15 protein-coding genes, 1 tRNA gene and 1 rRNA gene are annotated in these 19,467 nt (G+C 42.3%); 6 read left to right on the forward strand and 11 right to left on the reverse strand.

What is annotated here, in order from left to right:
- The first annotated feature begins 31 nt into the window (after positions 1 to 31).
- From C2M30_RS12165 to C2M30_RS12175, 3 genes are read left to right on the forward strand one after another with little or no spacing between them, the layout of a single operon-like run.
- Positions 32 to 1,231, forward strand: a complete 1,200-nt coding sequence (locus C2M30_RS12165) for a hypothetical protein (protein WP_234004721.1) — start codon at positions 32 to 34, stop codon at positions 1,229 to 1,231.
- A 1-nt stretch (position 1,232) separates the two neighbouring features.
- On the forward strand, positions 1,233 to 3,659 hold the full coding sequence (locus C2M30_RS12170; RefSeq protein WP_105171793.1) for a LamG domain-containing protein: 2,427 nt from the start codon (positions 1,233 to 1,235) through the stop codon (positions 3,657 to 3,659).
- 10 nt (positions 3,660 to 3,669) lie between these two features.
- The gene (locus C2M30_RS12175; protein ID WP_100913830.1) at positions 3,670 to 5,250 is read left to right on the forward strand and encodes a general secretion pathway protein GspF; all 1,581 of its coding nucleotides are present in this window, start codon (positions 3,670 to 3,672) and stop codon (positions 5,248 to 5,250) included.
- Between the two features lie 26 nt (positions 5,251 to 5,276).
- On the opposite strand, the gene C2M30_RS12180 is transcribed toward C2M30_RS12175, so the two are convergent.
- A complete protein-coding gene (locus tag C2M30_RS12180) occupies positions 5,277 to 6,236 on the reverse strand; it encodes an FAD:protein FMN transferase (protein ID WP_105171794.1) in 960 nt (319 codons plus the stop codon).
- 149 nt (positions 6,237 to 6,385) lie between these two features.
- On the opposite strand from C2M30_RS12180, the gene C2M30_RS12185 reads away from it, so the two are divergent.
- Positions 6,386 to 7,237, forward strand: coding sequence for an HDOD domain-containing protein (locus tag C2M30_RS12185; RefSeq protein ID WP_105171795.1), 852 nt, complete (start codon positions 6,386 to 6,388; stop codon positions 7,235 to 7,237).
- 5 nt (positions 7,238 to 7,242) lie between these two features.
- Here C2M30_RS12185 and iscX read toward each other — a convergent pair whose 3' ends face one another.
- From iscX to pepA, 7 genes are all read right to left on the reverse strand, one after another.
- A complete protein-coding gene (gene iscX, locus C2M30_RS12190) occupies positions 7,243 to 7,443 on the reverse strand; it encodes a Fe-S cluster assembly protein IscX (RefSeq protein WP_105171796.1) in 201 nt (66 codons plus the stop codon).
- 60 nt (positions 7,444 to 7,503) lie between these two features.
- Positions 7,504 to 9,663 (reverse strand): S46 family peptidase, encoded by a 2,160-nt coding sequence (locus tag C2M30_RS12195; protein WP_105171797.1) that lies wholly within the window; start codon positions 9,661 to 9,663, stop codon positions 7,504 to 7,506.
- Positions 9,664 to 9,787: 124 nt separating this feature from the next.
- Complete coding sequence (locus C2M30_RS12200) at positions 9,788 to 9,988, reverse strand: hypothetical protein (protein WP_158683396.1); 201 nt, start codon at positions 9,986 to 9,988, stop codon at positions 9,788 to 9,790.
- Between the two features lie 21 nt (positions 9,989 to 10,009).
- Positions 10,010 to 10,552, reverse strand: coding sequence for a glycosyltransferase family 25 protein (locus C2M30_RS12205; RefSeq protein ID WP_105171799.1), 543 nt, complete (start codon positions 10,550 to 10,552; stop codon positions 10,010 to 10,012).
- 54 nt (positions 10,553 to 10,606) lie between these two features.
- Positions 10,607 to 13,453, reverse strand: a complete 2,847-nt coding sequence (locus C2M30_RS12210) for a valine--tRNA ligase (RefSeq protein ID WP_105171800.1) — start codon at positions 13,451 to 13,453, stop codon at positions 10,607 to 10,609.
- A gap of 17 nt (positions 13,454 to 13,470) precedes the next feature.
- Positions 13,471 to 13,911, reverse strand: a complete 441-nt coding sequence (locus C2M30_RS12215; RefSeq protein WP_010559571.1) for a DNA polymerase III subunit chi — start codon at positions 13,909 to 13,911, stop codon at positions 13,471 to 13,473.
- 21 nt (positions 13,912 to 13,932) lie between these two features.
- A complete protein-coding gene (pepA, locus tag C2M30_RS12220; RefSeq protein ID WP_010559570.1) occupies positions 13,933 to 15,444 on the reverse strand; it encodes a leucyl aminopeptidase in 1,512 nt (503 codons plus the stop codon).
- Between the two features lie 155 nt (positions 15,445 to 15,599).
- On the opposite strand from pepA, the gene lptF reads away from it, so the two are divergent.
- Both lptF and lptG read left to right on the forward strand, forming a co-directional pair.
- Positions 15,600 to 16,715: an LPS export ABC transporter permease LptF gene (lptF, locus tag C2M30_RS12225; protein ID WP_010559569.1), complete on the forward strand. Its 1,116-nt coding sequence runs from the start codon at positions 15,600 to 15,602 to the stop codon at positions 16,713 to 16,715.
- Complete coding sequence (gene lptG, locus C2M30_RS12230; protein WP_105171801.1) at positions 16,712 to 17,776, forward strand: LPS export ABC transporter permease LptG; 1,065 nt, start codon at positions 16,712 to 16,714, stop codon at positions 17,774 to 17,776. Before lptF ends, lptG begins: the two co-directional genes overlap by 4 nt.
- A 46-nt stretch (positions 17,777 to 17,822) precedes the next feature.
- Here the strand turns inward: lptG and C2M30_RS12235 are convergent, their stop codons facing one another.
- The 3 genes from C2M30_RS12235 to rrf form a co-directional block, all read right to left on the reverse strand.
- The gene (locus tag C2M30_RS12235; protein ID WP_105171802.1) at positions 17,823 to 18,320 is read right to left on the reverse strand and encodes an RDD family protein; all 498 of its coding nucleotides are present in this window, start codon (positions 18,318 to 18,320) and stop codon (positions 17,823 to 17,825) included.
- A gap of 148 nt (positions 18,321 to 18,468) precedes the next feature.
- A tRNA-Leu gene (locus C2M30_RS12240) sits at positions 18,469 to 18,553 on the reverse strand.
- A 640-nt stretch (positions 18,554 to 19,193) separates the two neighbouring features.
- Positions 19,194 to 19,308 (reverse strand): 5S ribosomal RNA (gene rrf, locus C2M30_RS12245).
- Between the last annotated feature and the right edge of the window lie 159 nt (positions 19,309 to 19,467).

A 19,467-nucleotide genomic window follows, 5' to 3' on the forward strand; every position in this document is an offset into this window, starting at 1 on the left:
ACCTCTATCAAGGTCAACTAGCAAAATGGATATGCAACTACCACACAATACAACATCTCCCCATTTATTTAGTAAAACGCTAGTACTGATCTTAGCGATGAGCGCAAGTTCGGCATTTGCTGGTGTTGAAGAGCAAGCCAATCGTATACATACCCGGTTAACAGGCGTATCACCGAGCGCTACGGTGCTTGAAAATATGGTCAGTTTACTTGAAGCCGGTAAAGGCGATGACGCCGCTAAGCTCGCTATGGAGAATGACGCTTTTTACCGCGTGACTTTAAAAGATTGGGTGACACCGTGGACCAATCGCGACTTTGATGTACACCAGCCACTCAACGACTACACCGCCACCATTATGGGCGTGGTAAGGGATGACTTAGACTTTCGCACTATCTTATTTGACGACATTATTTATACGGCCGCCGCAAGTGCTAATGTGCCGAATTATTCAATCAGTAATAATGATCATTACGCTGCACTTGAGCAAAGCGCACTTAATTTAAAAGACACGCTGACGCGGCAAACACAATCAAGCGTGGCTAATTTACCCATTGAAGCGACGAGCGGAGTAATTACTTCGCGTGCTGCCAGTAAAGCATTTTTTATTGCTGGCACAAACCGAGCAATGTTTCGCTATACCTTTATCAATCATATGTGTACCGACCTAGATGCACTTAAAGATACCAGCATTGCAACTAACCGTATTCGGCAAGATGTCAGCCGCAGTCCTGGTGGCGATAGCCGCATTTTTATGAACTCTTGCAGCGGTTGCCATTCAGGTATGGACCCAATGGCGCAAGCCTATGCTTATTATAATTTCGAGTACGATCGCGATAACGATCTTACTGGCGAGAATGGTCAATTGAGTTACCAAGCCAATACCGTGCAAGGTAAATACCATATCAATAGCGAAACATTTAAGTTTGGCTTTATTACTGAATCCGATAAATGGGACAACTATTGGCGACAAGGGTTAAACCGCCGTTTGGGTTGGGATGAACAACTTTCAGGTACCGGTAATGGCGCAAAAAGCTTAGGTAAAGAAATCGCCTACAGTGAACAATTTGCCAGTTGCCAAGTAAGTAAAGTGTTTGAAAAAGTGTGTTTACGCAAAGTACAAAATCAACAAGATGCAACCACACTCGCAACAATTACCGATACGTTTAAAAACTCAGGCTACAAACTAAAAACCGTGTTTGCTGCAACTGCCAACTATTGCAAAGGAGATTAACATGCGCATTTTTTTATCGCTTTTGCTAATGGCATTACTGAGTGGCTGTGGCTCAGATTCTGAAGTAAAAGAACAACCAAAACCTCCTATTGATGATTCGGGAGAGTTTGTTTACTCAGGCCCTGCCGCAGAAACCGCAGACATACAAAAATTTAAAATAGCTGTTTGGGATAACCTTGTTGGTAATGATAAATGTGGTGCGTGCCATAATGAACAAGGTCAATCCCCGCAATTTGCAAGACGCGACGATATAAACCTTGCCTATGGTGCAATTAATGGGTTCATCAATTTAACCTCACCAAAAGACTCATTGTTAGTAACAAAAGTGGCGGGCGGTCATAACTGTTGGCAACAAAGCGATAGCGTGTGCGCCGATATCCTTACGACTTGGATAAGCGAATGGGCGCAAACAGATAACACTGCGACCACCATCGACTTTGACGACCCAATTCTTAAAGTCCCTGGTAGCAGTAAAAGTTTTCCTGCATCAAGTGCATTATTTACCACGTATGTTCACCCGATTTTGCAGCAAAACTGTGCAAACTGTCATAGTAGCAGTGCAGCATTTCCTGTAGCGCCCTACTTTGCTGAACCCAATGCAGACGCGGCTTATCAAGTTGCACAAGCAAAAATAGATTTAAACCAACCTGAATTATCACGTTTTGTACTGCGTTTAGGCAGCGAATTTCATAACTGCTGGTCCGATTGCGAAAGCGATGCAGCCCTTATGCAAGAAGCCATTACGCAAATGGCCGATGCAATTCCAACGAACCAAGTTGATGATGCATTAGTGCTCAGCAAAGCATTAAAACTCACCGAAGGCATTGTTGCTAACAATGGTAACCGTTTTGAGCAACACATTATTGCAAAGTGGGAATTTAAATCAGGCCAAGGGTTTACTGCCTACGACACCAGTGGTGTTGAGCCAGCTGCTAACTTAACCTTTAATGGCGATGTCTCTTGGGTTGGTGGTTGGGGCATTAAGCTCAATGGAGGCCGCGCGCAAGCATCAACTAGCGCGAGCGCGAAACTACACAAAATGCTTACAGCCACAGGTGAATTTAGCCTTGAAGCATGGCTTGTGCCTGACAACGTGACACAAGAAGGCCCTGCACGGATTATTAGTTATTCAGGGGGGGACGATCGTCGTAACTTTACGCTCGGCCAAACACTTTATAACTACGACTTTTTATTACGTGATAACACCACCAGCAGTAATGGCGAGCCAATGTTATCAACGCCAAACAATGATGAAGTACTGCAAGCTACCTTACAGCATGTGGTACTGACTTTTGATCCGGTCAATGGCAAACGCATTTACGTTAATGGCAACTTGATATCGCAACAAGAAGATAATCAAGGCGTACTGTCTAATTGGGATGCAAGCTTTGCCCTTGTCGTTGGCAGTGAGACCAGCAGTAATTTTAAATGGCGTGGTCAAGTGCGTATGATGGCCCTTCACAATCGCGCGATTACACCTGAACAAATTGCTCAAAACTACAATGTAGGTGTCGGTGAAAAGTTCTTTTTATTATTCTCTGTAAGCGAGCTCATAGACTTACCGCGCAGTTACATTATTGCAGAAGTGAGTCAATTCGATAGTTATAGCTACTTGTTTAAAGAACCTTTTTTCTTGTCACTTGATAGCAATGTATCACCGCAAGCCATTGCACTTGAAGGCATACGCATTGGTATTAATGGCAAAGAAAGCCCATTAGGACAAAGCTTTGCAAACCTTAAAACAACCCTAGGCAGTAATTATTCAAGCCAAATTGGGCAGCCGCTTTCACGCTTGGGTAGTTTAATTCCCTTAGAACAAGGCCCCAATAACGATGAGTTCTTTTTATCGTTTGATGTACTGGGTGAGCACCAATTTGTCAGAGTGCCAGGTGAATTACCGCCTTTCCCCATTGAATTTCCAGCTGAGCTCAGCAGCGATATCGGCATAAAAGCATTTTCTGAAATTAACTTTTCAATGGCCCAAATGACGGGGGTAAGTACAAAACTTGCTGAAATAGCGCAAACCTATGAACAGTTAAAACAACAGTTACCTACCGTAAATACCCTTGATGGTTTTGTTGCAGCTAACCAAATGGCGATTTCACAATTAGCAATTAAGTACTGTAGCGCGTTTATCGACGATCCTGCTCTTCGTTCAAACGCATTTGCAGATTTCGACTTTAATACAACACCCGATGTGGCATTTACGCCTGAGCGCACTTTGCAATTTAGCTCTGGATTATCGCATTATTTGCTTGGCCAAGAACTCGCATCAGCACCGCAATACGACAGCATGCAACAAGAATTAAACGCACTTATTCAGCGCTTAAATCGCTGCCCTCAAGACTGTGATGCTGCGCGTACTTTAATTATCGCTAAAGCCAGCTGCTCAGCAATCGTTGGCAGCGCAGCAACAACAATTAAGTAATGGAAATGTTATGAAAAAACAAAATCATATTCTCAACCCAGATACACCATTACTGCACCAAGATCACAGTAAACCAATCAGCCGTCGCGATTTTATCGCGCAGGGGTTTGCCGCAGGATTAGGCACGTTTTTTAGTGGTTCATTGTTTAGTTTATTCTCAAGCCCACTACAAGCACAAAGTACACTTTCCAGTGATTTAGAAGCGCTAAAGCAAAGTTGTGGCATTGCCACCTCTGGCGCTGGAAAAATTCCCTTTATTTGCTTTGATTTGGCCGGAGGCGCAAACATCGCTGGCTCAAATGTACTGGTTGGTGGACCCAACGGGCAAATGGATTTTTTATCGACCGAAGGCTACAGCAAACTCGGTTTACCAGGCGATATGATCCCACCAATCGCCAATGCGCAAACTGGGTTAAGCGATTTTGTTAATAGTGAACTGGGATTGGCATTTCATTCAGACAGTCAATTTTTACAAGGCATACTTGAAAAAGTATCCGTGACTAATCGCGCCAATATTAATGGTGCGGTGATCCCAGCACGCTCTGAAAATGATACCGGCACTAACCCGCATAACCCAATGTTTGGCATAAACCGTGTTGGCGCCGATGGCTCACTGCTGAGTTTAGTCGGTTCTCGTAACTCCGATTCCGGAGCGAACTCTATGTCGCCCGATAGTTTGTTTGATGCGGCCAAACGTCCTACCAAAATAGACAGGCCCAGTGATGTTACAGGCCTTGTCGATACCGGTGATTTGGTTGGTTTACTTGACCAAAGTGATGCCGTTGCGGTGATGGAGTCCATTCAACGCATTAGTGATATGAAGCTAAACAGCGTAAGCACTCAAATAAGCCGCGATGATGTACTGAAAGACTTGGTACGCTGCGGTTACGTTAAAACTGCAGATATTACCGACCGTTTTGGTAACCCTGACAACTTGAATCCGATGACAGATCCATTGATCACCGGTGACAATGCTATTTTTACTGCCGAAGAACTTAACCAAGATGGCGAGTTTAGAAAAACAGCTTCGATTATGAAGTTAGTGCTTAACGGTTATGCCGGCGCAGGTACTATCACTATGGGTGGTTTTGATTACCACACTGGCGATAGAGCCACCGGTGAAATTCGCGATTTACGTGCAGGGCGTTGTATGGGCGCATGTTTAGAATATGCCGCAAGACTTGGCGTGCCACTAATGATGTATGTATACAGTGATGGCTCTGTTGCCAGTAACGGTATGATAGATGATTCGGAATTTGGCCGCGGTAAAGGTGTTTGGACAGGCGACAACTCATCAACCTCAGCGTCGTTCTTCTTGGTCTATAACCCGCAAGGCACGCCACAGTTGTTAGGTGCAACACCCGAGCAACAAGCTAAGCGTCAGCAAATTGGCTATATGCGTCGCGATGCGTCAGTAGAAACGGCATCGGGACCTGCAGCCAACAATGTTAACTTACTGGTTGAAACCGTTATTCTCAATTACATGGCACTACATGGTGAGCAAGGCAATTTTGCTAATTTATTCCCGATGCATGGCTTAGGTAACGCCCGGTTAATGGACAGCTTAATTGCGTTTGAGCCGATTGCGTAATCACAAATGCACTCGGCGACGCCTCTTTAATGTGCTAACAAACCATTTGAAAAGTGCAGCTTGCGGTCTTTATCAATAATCAACGCCTCAAAGTTTGGCATTGAATTTATCAATGCCAAACCATCCTTTACACCCAGCACAAAAACGCTGGTCGACAGCGCGTCTGTCATCACACCTCGTTGACCGATAATCGATACACTTTGTACTTTAGCAGCTGAATGGCCGGTTTTTGGGTCAATAATATGATGATGACGTACGCCATCTTGAATAAAGTAACGTTCGTAATCGCCCGAGGTAGAAATTGCTTCATTTTCCATCGGTAATTGAATGGCGTGTTTGCCTTTTTTACGCGGATCTTGAATGGCGAGTAACCACGGTCTGTCTCCGTGTTTGCCAAGTGCTTTGGTATCTCCACCCGCACTTACCAACGCCGAATCGATGCCCAAACTCTGTAAAATTATAATGGCATTATCAACAGCGTAGCCTTTTGCAATACCACCTAAATCAATTTTCATGCCCTGCTGCTTAAAATGTACTGTTTGATTTTTGTCGTTTAGCTCAACTTGACGATAATCGATTAAGGCTTGGTTGGTGTCTCGCACTTGATTACTAGGTGAAATACGCTCGCGATAATTATATAAAAAGCCGACACTGGCAAAGGTAATATCGAATGCCCCCTTGGTTTGTGCTGAAATTAGTTGGGCTTGTTTGATTAATAGATATAACTCATTACTGATTTTAACTGGTTGGATTGCCGCATTTTTATTCACACTGTAAAGCTCACTGCTATTTATGTAGGGGCTCATTAGCTGATTAATTCGTTCCATTTCATCAAAAACGGCCTTAATGGCGGCTTCACCATGGCTTTTATCATGATGCCAAAGTGTAATTTTGACTGATGTGCCCATAATTGCTTTTTCATCGGATAGCCATTCACCGTAACAAAAAATCGGGAAAATCAGTAATATGAGCAGTAACTTTCGCAAAACCAAGCCTAAAATTTATAATTGAACAAATTAGCGTTCTATTATGCTCAAATATTTGATAATGATAAACGTAATTCCTTTGATTTAGCTCTAACATGAGAAATAAAGACCAAGTATAATGGCGCCACTCGTTGATTAAGGTGCTTATAATGATCGAAATTGATAGTAAGGTTCTTACTGATCTAGAATCTGGCTTTACGATTCCCCCAAAACCTGAATTACTGCAATCACTGCAAACTGAATTAAATAGTGATTCGCCAGAACTTAACAATATTGCCAATATTGTGGCTGGTGATGTAGCCATTGCCGCTATGGTATTAAAGGTTATTAATTCCCCTTATTACGGCCTTGCCAGAACAATAACCGACATTAAACAAGCGGTTATGTTTTTAGGTTTGGAAGGCATAACCAATTTAGTGACAGGTTTTTTACTTGAAAAAGCGTTTGATCAAGACAAATGCTGCATTCGACTAGAGCGCTTTTGGGATACCGCTAGCGAAATCGCAGCTATCTCAACCTTGATTGGTAAAAAGCTTAAAGCAAAAGTGCCAACTGAAAATTTGCATATGGTGGGGTTATTTCACGATGCAGGCATTCCTGCGATGGCGATGAACTACGCTAATTATGTTGATGTACTGGAAGAGTCTAACCGCAATTACCATCTATCTCTTGTTGCACGTGAAGAAGCAGCGTATCGTACAAATCATGCGGTGATAGGTTACTTTTTGGCTACCAGTTGGAACCTTCCAAAGAATATTTGCCAACTTATATTACGTCATCATGACGATGCGTATTTAGACACACCTACTTTTAGCCAAGACCAACTCACCTACGCAACACTGAAAATGGCTGAAGACATAGTGCACGTAAATCGTCGCTTTGTGCATTCACCTGATTGGCCTGATATGCAAGAGAAAGTATTAACCGTGCTCGACCTTGATGAAGAAGAATACCAAGATATAAAAGAAGATGCGGAAGAGCTTTTTCATAGCTTAGCCTAAGTTATTTATTCATATTCCTCAATCCAAGCCATTTGAATTGCTTCTAATATTCGCTCGCCACAATGGCTTGGATCGTCATCGAAATCTTCTAACGCAAGCACCCAATCACGTAAGTCGGTAAACCTAATTTCACGTGGGTCAACGTTGGGGTGTTCATCAAGTAGCGCCAGCGCAATATGTTGTGAGTCAATCCATTTTAATTGCATTGTGTTTACCTCATAAAAAAGGAGGCATACGCCTCCTTTTTAATTTAGTAGAAAGATTGTTTAACGCACAATCTTCATTTCATCTAGTAAATTTTGCGCGTTATCAACCTTGTCCATAACCCAAAGCATATAACGTGAATCTACATGGATTGAACGATTTAAGTTTTCATCGTAATCCCAGTCACCAATGATACTTTCGTAAACACCGTCAAACAGTAAACCTACAAGTTCTGCGTTACCGTTAAGCGTTGGTGAACCTGAGTTACCACCTGTTGTATCAACATTTGATAAGAAGTTTACCGGTACTGTGTTCATACCACCGGTGTAATCACCGTACTGCTTTTGCTTGATCAAGTCGTTTTGCTTTTTCGGTGAGTTAAATGGTTCAACATCTGTATTTTTCGCAAGCAGACCTTCAAGTGAAGTAAACGGCGTTGCAACTAGTCCGTCTTGCGGTGAGTAACCACCCACTGTACCGTAAGTTACACGTAATGTGCTGTTTGCATCTGCGTATACAGGCTTATCGAGTGATTTGTTGTACGCAATAATCGCTTCCATTAATGCTGGACGCGCCGCCTGCATTTTACCTACAAGCTCTTTATCTTGATCTTCAATTGACTTCATTACACTGAAAATCGCTTTTGCGTATTTCACAAATGGGTCGTTACTTTGATCAAGCTGCGCAAGGTCTAAATCCAGCATCCATAAACGGGCTTTTTCATCAGCCAGTTTAGAGTTTGAATACATGTCATCTAACATGGCTGAATGCTTAGCTTTATTAAAGCCATTTTCTAGTGCCAAAGCGCTATCTACCTCAGTAATACGCTCATTTGCTGGTAGTGCAGCATATAGCTCTAAGAAGTGAAGTAGAATTGCTTTATCAACTGGCTCGGCGTAACGACGGCTCATGCTCTTAAGACGCGCTTCGATACGCGGTAAGTCACGCTCTTGATAACCACTTTCGCGCTCTGCGTCTGGCTTTTGCTTTTCAACAGCTAAACGATACAACATACGTGCTGTTGAAATCATTTGTGAGCGGTGAACGTAACCTAACATACGGTCGCGTTGGTTATGCTTTTGTGACTCTGCAACAAGCGCTTCTAAATCAGCTAATACGTTACCGTATTTTGCTTTGCGCTCGCTATCGCTGTTGATCCATGCTTGTAAATCTTGTTCAAATTGTTGCTTACGCGTATACATTGAGCCTTTTTTGAAGCTCTCAATCATTGAGCCATAGTTCTTGATGTAGTTGTTGTAGCCAGCAATCGTGCTTTCGTATGCGATACGCTCTTGCGAACCTTCAGGAGCATTTTCTTCGATTAGCTCAACGTATTTAGAGTTATGCTTGCGCGCAAGCGGGTATGCCGTGTTAAAAACATAATCCACTTCAGGTGATACGCGGTAACGGTTAGTACGGCCTGGGTAGCCAGTTACCATCACAAAGTCACCTTCTTGCACGCCTTTAGCGCTCACGCTTAAAAATGAGTTAGATTCAAACGGTACGTTATCTTTTGAAAACTCGGCAGGTTTGCCATCTTTGCCAACATACGCACGGTAGAATGCAAAATCACCTGTGTGACGCGGCCACATCCAGTTATCAATATCACCGCCGTATTTACCCACACCCATTGCTGGCGTGTAAGCTAAACGCACGTCTTTAATTTCAAGCGATTTAATTAGGTAATACTCTAATCCACCGTGGAAAGTATAAACATTACAACGGTAGCCTTTGTCTTCTTCACATTCAGCAACAAGTGCTTTACGGTTTGCATCAATGGCTTCGTAGCGCGCTTTGCCAGTAAGTGTTTCAGTGCCTTTTTTCACGTTAGCCGTTACATCCGTCACTTCTTCAGTAACATACACACGTGAACCTGGTGCTGCTGGTAAATCTTCAGATGGTTTTTTTGCTAAAAAGCCATTTTCTAAAATGTTGTTATCAGTAGTTGAATTGTACTGAATAGAACCATAAGCACAATGGTGGTTAGTAACTACCAAACCTTTTGGCGATACAAATGATGCTGTACAACCGCCTAAGCTGATTACGGCATTCATTGGGAATTCGGTAAGCTTTGAGATTGACTTAGCGTCAATTGCTAAACCTTTTGATTTAAGAATATCTTCTAATTCAGGTAATTGATGTGGTTGCCACATACCTTCGTCGGCAAATGCTGAGCCTGCAAAACTAAATGCAAGTGCAGCTGCGATCGCTTTAATGCGCATTGTGCGTTTCCTTTTTTATCAGTATTTTTTGTAATAATGTTACATTATCACTATGTCTTAAAGTCACTTCGCGAGTCAATATTTTGCGCTAAGCAAAGTAAACAAGCGTAAAGATTTTGGGTATTTATTTAACCGACATTTTTACTAGTGAACTGAGTAAGGTGTCGGGTTGTTTTTTGATTTGATTAAACACTTCGTACTTTAATTTTTGCCACAGGCGTTTAAGTCTGTGCTTTTTAGTCCCTTTTCGATGGCTCTGCTGATCAATTTCGCTTGCAACATCAGCTGTATCAAAAACAGCATTTTCCACTGCGAGAATGCGCAAATTGTAGCGCCACCATGATTTTTATAAGACATCAGACGGCTCACCAAACTCGGCGTAGGCTTGCATTAATTTTTCTGCGCCCTCGCGCGATACCAATTGCGCTAGCGTTGAATTAGGTATTTTTTGTGGAATGCCAATAGTTAAGTTCTCTGAAATTTTAGCTGCGGTGCCTAAGCGCTTTTTCTTTTTCCCTAAATACAGTTTAACTATATCCCAGCTATTCGCGGTTTGTGCTACAGACGTTAATTCCTGAAAAAAGTCATAGTTGGCGCGTGCATCATCCTCTAAAATCAACGCGCATTGAAAGTCAGATTGTAAAAACGCATTGAGTGCTCGTTTATGACTTTCTACACAACCAATTTCACCGCTGGAAAGTGACTTGTGGTAATATTTTTTATTAAGTTTTGCGCTGTAGCCTGAATTTTCTACCATCTCTGGCTGTTTACCGTCTGCAGCCTCAACACGGGTATAAGTGCAATGATATTTGTTTAATTCGGCTTCCATAGCACGGCGCCTATCTTGGCTACGCGCTAAATTTATATAAAAAATGCCTAAGTTGTCCATTTTCGTCCTTGCAAAAAAAAACCGCGAATTTATCGCGGTTTTTTAACAAAAGCCTTAAAGACTTTCAATTTTTTCTTTTTGCTCAAGCAGTTTCGCTTTTGCTTCACTGTATTCAGCAAGCTTTTCTTTCTCTTTAGCAAGTACTGCTTCTGGGGCATTATTAACAAACTTTTCGTTTGCTAACTTACGTTCTACTTGCTCTAGACCTTTTTGTGCTTTTTCAAGCTGCTTGCTAATACGTGCAAGTTCAGCTTCAACATCGATAAGACCTGCCATTGGAATAAGCACTTCTAGGCCACCTACTAATGCCGTAGCAGATGCGGGTGCTTCATCAGTCTCAGCTAATACAGTTGTAGATTCTAATTTAGCTAGTGATGCTAAGAACTTTGCGTTTTCTTCAAGGCGACGCTTATCTTCATCACTTGCGTTTTTAAGCAGTACATCGAGCGGTTTGTTAGGGCTAATGTCCATTTCACCACGGATGTTACGAATCGCAACGATAAACTGCTTAACCCACTCAAGATCCGCCATCGCTGATTCATCTACCTGCGATTCATCAAACTGAGGGAATGCCTGTAGCATAATGGTATCGGCGTTAATGTTGGCAAGAGGTGCAACACGTTGCCAGATTGTTTCAGTGATATATGGCGTTAATGGGTGCATTAAGCGCAGTAAGCCTTCAAGAACCGTTACTAGCGTGTTGCGTGTGCCGCGTTGTTCTGCTTCATTACCTTTAAACAATACCGGCTTCGTTAGCTCAAGATACCAGTCACAGAATTGGTTCCAAGTGAACTCATAAATGGTGCTTGCTGCTAAGTCAAAACGGTAATTATCTAAATGATCGGTAAATGTTTTAACTGTGTTTTGGAATTGACCTAAGATCCAACGATCTGCAAGTGACTGCGTCATCTCGCCGCCATTAAAACCACAGTCTTTTTCTTCTGTGTGCATTAATACGTAACGGCTCGCGTTCCAAAGCTTGTTACAGAAGTTACGGTAACCTTCTAGACGGTTCATATCCCAGTTGATATCACGTCCTGTTGATGCCATTGCAGCAAGAGTAAAGCGCAGTGCATCAGTACCATGTGCCTCAATGCCTTTTTCAAAGGTTTTACGGGTGTTTTTCTCAATTTTTGCTGCCAGTTGTGGCTGCATCATGTTACCGGTACGCTTATCTACTAAGCTTTCAAGGTCAATACCGTCAATCATATCGATTGGGTCAAGTACATTACCTTTTGACTTAGACATCTTATCGCCGTTTTCATCGCGAATAAGGCCAGTTACGTAAACCGTTTTAAATGGCACCTGTGGTTTGCCGTCTTCATTTTTGATGAAGTGCATGGTCATCATGATCATACGTGCAACCCAGAAGAAGATAATATCAAAACCCGTTACCAGCACATCTGATGGGTGGAATACTTTTAAATCTTCAGTTTGTGCAGGCCAACCTTGCGTTGAGAAGGTCCAAAGAGCCGATGAGAACCAAGTATCAAGTACGTCTTCATCTTGTGTAAGTGCAACATCCGCAGCGATGTTATTCTCGCTACGTACTTCTTCTTCGCTGCGACCAACATATACGTTACCCTCAGCATCGTACCATGCTGGAATACGGTGTCCCCACCAAAGCTGACGCGAAATACACCAATCTTGAATGTCGTTCATCCACGCGTTGTACATGTTTTCGTATTGCGCTGGTACAAACTTAATGTCGCCGTTAGCAACTGCTTGTTTTGCAGGCTCTGCTAGTGGTGCAACACGCACATACCATTGGTCGGTCAGAAGTGGTTCAATAACCACACCTGAACGGTCACCGTATGGTACTGTTAGGCTGTGATCTTCAATTTTCTCTAGTAAACCAAGCTGTTCAAATTCAGCTACAATCGCTTTACGCGCATCAAAGCGGTCAAGACCGTGGAAACGCTCTGGAATTGGTGCGTCGATTTCTTGCGGCTTGCCATCAAATGTATAACCTTCACCCGCAGTTAATACCGCAGCGTCTTTGTTAAACACATTGATCATAGGTAGTTGCTGACGTTTACCCACTTCGTTATCGTTGAAATCATGCGCTGGGGTAATTTTTACACAACCAGTGCCTTTTTCCATATCGGCATGTTCATCGGCAACGATTGGAATGCGACGATTTACAATTGGCAGAATTACTTCTTTACCAATCAAGTCTTGATAGCGCTCGTCATTTGGGTTTACTGCAACACCCGTGTCACCTAACATGGTTTCAGGACGCGTTGTCGCAACTACGATGTAGTCTTTACCATCTTGCGTTGTTAGGCCATCAGCCAGCGGATAACGCAGGTTCCACATATGACCTTGCTTGTCTTTGTTTTCAACTTCTAAATCTGAAATTGCCGTGTGTAATTTTGGATCCCAGTTTACAAGACGCTTACCACGGTAAATTAAATCTTCTTTATGAAGACGAACAAATACTTCTTTAACCGCTTCTGAAAGACCTTCGTCCATCGTAAAGCGTTCACGATCCCAATCTACAGACGCGCCTAGACGACGTAACTGCTTGGTAATAGTACCGCCAGATTCATTTTTCCACTGCCAAATACGGTCAATGAAATTATCACGGCCAAGCTCATGGCGTGTTTTACCTTCTTCAGCTGCAAGCTTACGCTCTACAACCATTTGCGTTGCGATACCTGCGTGGTCAGTACCAACCTGCCAAAGGGTGTTATTGCCCTGCATACGCTTAAAACGTGTCAGCGTATCCATAATGGTATCTTGGAAGGCGTGGCCCATGTGCAAGCTACCTGTGACATTTGGCGGTGGGATCATAATTGAATACGCGTCACCTTTACCTGACGGTTTAAAGTAGCCTTTCTCTTCCCAGCCTTGATATAACGACTGTTCAATATCTTGTGGATTATAGGTTTTATCCATTGCACAGAACCTTAATACTAAATCTCTATCTCTTGTGTCGACAAATGCGCCCCTAGTTGACGCATTACTTTGTAGCGTTCACGCGCTACGCCTTTTAATTGTTCATCAGCAGGTACAAAATCATATACCTCTGAAAAGCGACGAATAAAATCGGGCACTGTTTTAGCCAGATTTATTATCACTTTGCGATTTGCCACTGGCGCTGACTCGCCAATTTCAACAGGTGATCCTGCTTGTGGTCCCTCGCCTTGTAGATTGTGTGGCACAAAGCTATCTACTTCGAATTGCCACAGGTGCTCATCTATTACATGTGCATCCTCTTGATTATCTACAAGAATAAATACTTTTTTTCCCTGTCGGTAACAATCTGCAGCTAGCCTTGCCGCTAGATCAAAATGAGCCGGAATGGAATTTACCGGCTCATTTAGTTGTTTTAGAACGTAAAATACTGCGTTCATTAAACTGCCTCTAGAATCACTTTAGGCATCTTGCTCCATATTAACATCAGCACGATTTAATAGATACTGAGTTAACATTGCAACTGGGCGACCTGTTGCACCTTTGTTTTTGCCGCTGCGCCATGCAGTACCAGCAACGTCAAGGTGAGCCCAATTGTACTTTTTAGTGAAGCGCGATAAGAAACATGCCGCAGTAATTGTACCGGCTGCACGTCCACCTAAGTTAGTGAAATCGGCAAACGGGCTTTCTAGCTGTTCTTGATACTCATCCCAAAGCGGTAATTGCCATGCTCGGTCACCACTTAGCTCTGACGCTTTTAATAAGTCATGTGCCAGTGGATTGTGGTTCGCAAGTAAGCCTGATGTTTGATGACCAAGTGCGATAATACATGCACCTGTTAACGTCGCTACGTCAATTACGGTATCAGGGTCAAATGCTTCAACATAAGTTAATGCATCACATAATACTAAGCGGCCTTCAGCATCGGTATTTAATACTTCAACTGTTTGACCAGACATGGTTGTTAAAATATCACCTGGGCGGTACGCATTGCTGCTTGGCATGTTCTCACAGCCTGCGAGCACTGCTATCACATTAATTGGCAATTGCATTTCAACAATCGCACGCATCGTACCTAGTACACCTGCAGCACCACCCATATCGTATTTCATTTCATCCATGGCTTCGCCTGGCTTAATTGAAATACCACCTGAGTCAAAAGTTAGGCCTTTGCCCACTAACACGATTGGTGCTTTGTCTTCTGGCGCGCCTGTGTAGTGAATAACCGACATAATCGATTCATTCGCGCTACCACGGCCTACTGCTAGGTATGAGTGCATACCTAACTCTTCCATTTCTTTTTCACCAACAAGGTTAACTTTTACGTTGTCGTAATTTGCTTCAAGTTCTTTTGCTTGCTCACCAAGGTACGCTGGGTTACAGATATTTGGTGGCATGTTTGCAACGTCTTTACACAGTTTTTGACCGTGTGAAATTGCAAGGCCGTGTTCAATCGCTGTTTCACCAATAGTTAATTCGCGGCGCGTTGGTACATTGAAAACGATTTTACGAAGCGGTCTACGCGCTTCACTCTTTTTGCTCTTTAACTGATCGAAAACATACAAGCTGTCTTGTGTTGTTTCTACCGCTTGACGTACTTTCCAGTAGGTATCGCGACCTTTAACATGCAATTCAGTTAAGAAACATACGGCTTCCATAGAGCCCGTATCATTTAACGTACTAATGGTTTTTGAAATAATTTGCTTATATTGCTTATCATCAAGCTCACGTTCTTTACCACAACCAACTAATAGCACGCGCTCACTTAACACGTTTGGTACATGGTGTAATAGCAACATTTGCCCAGGCTTACCTTCTAAATCGCCGCGGCGTAGCAAATTAGAAATATAACCATCGCTAATACGATCGAGTTGCTCGCCAATTGGTGATAAACGACGAGGTTCATAAACACCCACAACAATACATGCACTGCGTTGTTTTTCTGGGCTGCCACTTTTAACGCTAAATTCCATAGCGACTCCTGAGTGATTTTGACTATAAATTAAACCAAAACAAACTTAATTTTTAAATTTAAGTCCTAATGGCATATATTTAAGTTGTAAAAATACAAAGTTTACTTAAAATTTCAGACTATTCCAGTAAAAAGACAAGTTTTGTAGAGGTCGCGGTGTTAATCTTTCGCTATTTATCGACAGAAGTATTCAAATCACAGCTCGCTGTATTCCTCACCTTGATGACTATTTTCGTCAGCCAGAAATTTGTCTCGATTTTAGCTGACGCTGCAGAGGGCTCTATTCCCGGCCAATTGGTGTTGCAAATGGTGCTATTAAAGCTGCCACAACTGGCATCTTTAATTTTACCGTTAAGTATTTTCCTTGGCATTATTTTGGCCTACAGTCGCATTTATGCCGACAGCGAGATGACAGTATTAAAGGCATGCGGTGTAAGCGAATGGTACGTAGTTCGCTTAACACTCGTGTCGTCTACTGTGTTGGCAGTGCTGGCAGGCTTTTTAACGCTGACCCTTGCACCTTGGGCAAACGAACATGAATATCAGCTAAAAGAAAAGATTGAAGCTGATGCAGGCCTCGCAGCGCTTCGCTCGGGGCGCTTTCAACAAACCGATAACGAAAAAGCCGTGGTGTTTATTCACGATATTAAACAAAATGGTACTGAACTAGACCGTGTTTTTTATGCACAAATAGATAGCGATAAAAATGGCCCTACATCGGAAGTGGTTTACGCCGAAAAAGGCAAAGTACAAGAAGACAGAAATACTGGCGAGCAAAAGTTAGTGCTCAGTGATGGTAAGCGTTATGAAAACCCTGCTGGCAGTAAGCAACTTCAGCTAACAGAATTCACTAACTACGAAGTGCAAATTCAAGATCAAGCAATCGAGCAAAAACGCCGTAAATTAGAAGCCTTGCCATCCATGCAATTATTAGAGCAAGGTACAACCGAGGCGATTGCACAATTTCAATGGCGATTAGCGGTGCCATTATCAATCCCACTCTTAACCCTAATTGCTGTGCCGCTATCGGTAGTTAATCCTAGACAAGGAAAGTTCGCCAAGTTAGTACCTGCGATTTCCCTTTATTTGGGTTACTTTGTGCTGTTGAATGCAGGTACATTTTTAGTACAAGAAGGTAAAGTGCCGACATCTATTGGCCTTTGGTGGATTCACCTAAGTGCGCTGTTTATAGGTGCATTTTTAATTCTTCGCGATAGGCCTTTAGGCTCCACCATTCGAGCTTGGTTTAGTAAGAAGGAAGCCGTAGCATGAGAATTTTAGATGGCTATTTAGGTCGCAGTTTATTGCAAACCACAGGCTTTACCCTACTCGTATTAGTAGGCATTGGTACACTGATTAAGTTTATAGAGCAACTAAGATCGGTTGGCCGCGGTACATACGATATCGTAGATGCTGTTTTATACACCTTGTACAGCATGCCCTACGACATCGTTGTATTCTTTCCTATGGCTGCATTAATTGGTGGCCTGCTTGGGCTGGGGGCGCTTGCTTCAAACAGCGAGCTTGTTGTTATGCAAGCAGCCGGTTTATCACGTTTTCAAATTATTCGTTCAGTGATGAAAACTGCACTGATCTTAGCAGTTGTTATGATGGCAATTGCCGAGTGGGTTGTGCCAGAAGCGCAAAAGACCGCAAAACAACTACGTACAATGGAAATCTCCGGCGGTAGCATTTTCAATGCACAGAGAGGTGTATGGGCTAAAGATGGCAATACTTTTATCAATATCAATAATGTCGATGAGTCGGGTCGCTTAGATGGTTTAACCATGTACCAATTTAATGAGCGATTGGAACTGCAAACAATCAAACGTGCAGAAAAAGCGATTCCAGAACAAAACGGTTGGCAGCTTTATAAAGTGCAACATTTAGCAATAGATGCAAATAGTACAGATACATCTATATCAGAAAACTATTTCTATGAGTCAAAACTTACTCCGGAAAAGCTTGGTGTAGTATCAGTTAAACCCGAAACATTGTCTTTCACAGGCTTGTATTCTTACCTCTCATACCTAAAAGAGAATGACCAAGATACCAGCACCTATGACCTAGCGTTTTGGCGTAAAGTAATGCAACCACTTACTATCGCTGTGATGTTATTAGTGGCACTGTCATTTATATTCGGCCCACTAAGAAGTGTGACAATGGGCGCACGAATTATTATGGGCGTGGTGACAGGTATTATATTTCATTTAACAGACCGTATTTTTGGCCCATTTGTATTGGTGTATGAATTACATCCGTCAATTGGCGCAATAATGCCTAGTTTGATCTTTATCGCAATTGCGACTTTTCTACTAAAAAGGCGCCAATAATAGCGCCTTTTAGTTTCTGAACTATGTCGACAGAGCTCGTAAAATATTAATCGAGCTCGCGATACACCTTTTTATTTTCTTCTTTCGAAAGCGTAATAACTTCTGTCTTAGCTAGATAGTCTTGTAGTGAACGTTTGTTCTTAAAATCAATCAGTACTATCAAATTTCCTAGCCCTAATAACGCCGTAATCGCTCTGATAAGCGCTTGTGGCTTACTAATAGGTGTACCATCTAAGTTTCTCACTTTTAATCGCCATGCACGCATACCGATCGTCTGGCCGCCCTTAGTCCAAAAGTAAACATAAAAGAAGCAAGCCACACACACTAAATAAAACTGATTAATAAAGTTCCATGGTTGGGTTGTTACAAAGTGAGAGATGTCTGCATCTTCACTTTTACTTATTAACCCCAATGAAAGAAGCAGCTCAAGAGCGCCAAGGAAGATAATCTGCGCCAACATGATAATCGCGATTGTCGCTAACGCATCGTATACCCATGATGCTAGACGACGCATAAAACCAGTTCGTTGTTCGATATTTGACATAAAAGTAGTAAAACCTTAAATCTATGGGATGCGTTATTCTAACCTAGAGTTAAGATCACACGCTAATTAAAGTTAAAACAAGCTAATTTCAGGCACAAAAAAACCGACTTACGTCGGCTAATTTTATTTAATGCTATGTAGCATTAAATGGTACCAGTGGGCGGACTCGAACCGCCACGCATTGCTGCGGGGGATTTTGAATCCCCTATGTCTACCAATTCCATCACACTGGCACAAATTACAATACAAAGGCTACGCTTTATAAAGTAATTGCATTATACAAACTAATAGTACCACAGCAAGTAGTTTTTTATGTTTACGACTCAACTGGTTAGGAAATAAGCTCAAATCCTAATTAACACTCTTGCAGAGTGGACTTATTACTTGAAAGAAAACTATATATCAATGATAAATCAAAGCGATTAGTTTACGAGTAGGGTTATTTACGTAGCGATATATAAATTGCTAGTTAAAGACTTTAGATTTCATAATAAAGCAAGAGTCGTTTCGCAGTTACGACTACTTGTTAGCAATGGTAAATACTTAGTAACTTCTGATAAGTAATATCCAAATGCCAGCCTTAAAGTTTCAACGATAGATAATAACCAAATAAAGATGGTAGCCCCTTTCTGTACTGAGTTAAGACGTAAAAAGCCCGCTCGATGAGCGGGCTTTGATATATATGGGTATTCAAATATCGATAAGCTTCATGGATGAAGGGCTTTATCAACCTTATTTAATTAAGAGGAAAGCGATGTTTTGATTTTCAAGTGCCCACAACGGTGAAGAGGCACATGGGCGTTCGCCCTATCTTTAATGGAGTTCAAATGCAAAAAAGCCTCAACTTAATGTTGAGGCTTTCTTTAATTAGGAGCTTGGCGATGTTCTACTTTCACATGAGCAAACCCACACTATCATCGACGCTGTTTCGTTTCACTTCTGAGTTCGGCATGGGGTCAGGTGGTTCCAAAACGCTATGTTCACCAAGCAAATTCGGTAATTTGCTTTTTATTATTTATTTTAGGCTTTAAAAAACCCGTTGCATTTAAGCAACGGGTTTCTTTAATTAGGAGCTTGGCGATGTTCTACTTTCACATGGGCGAACCCACACTATCATCGACGCTGTTTCGTTTCACTTCTGAGTTCG

This window comes from Pseudoalteromonas sp. T1lg24 (assembly GCF_002964745.1).
Classification (GTDB): Bacteria; Pseudomonadota; Gammaproteobacteria; order Enterobacterales; family Alteromonadaceae; genus Pseudoalteromonas; species Pseudoalteromonas spongiae.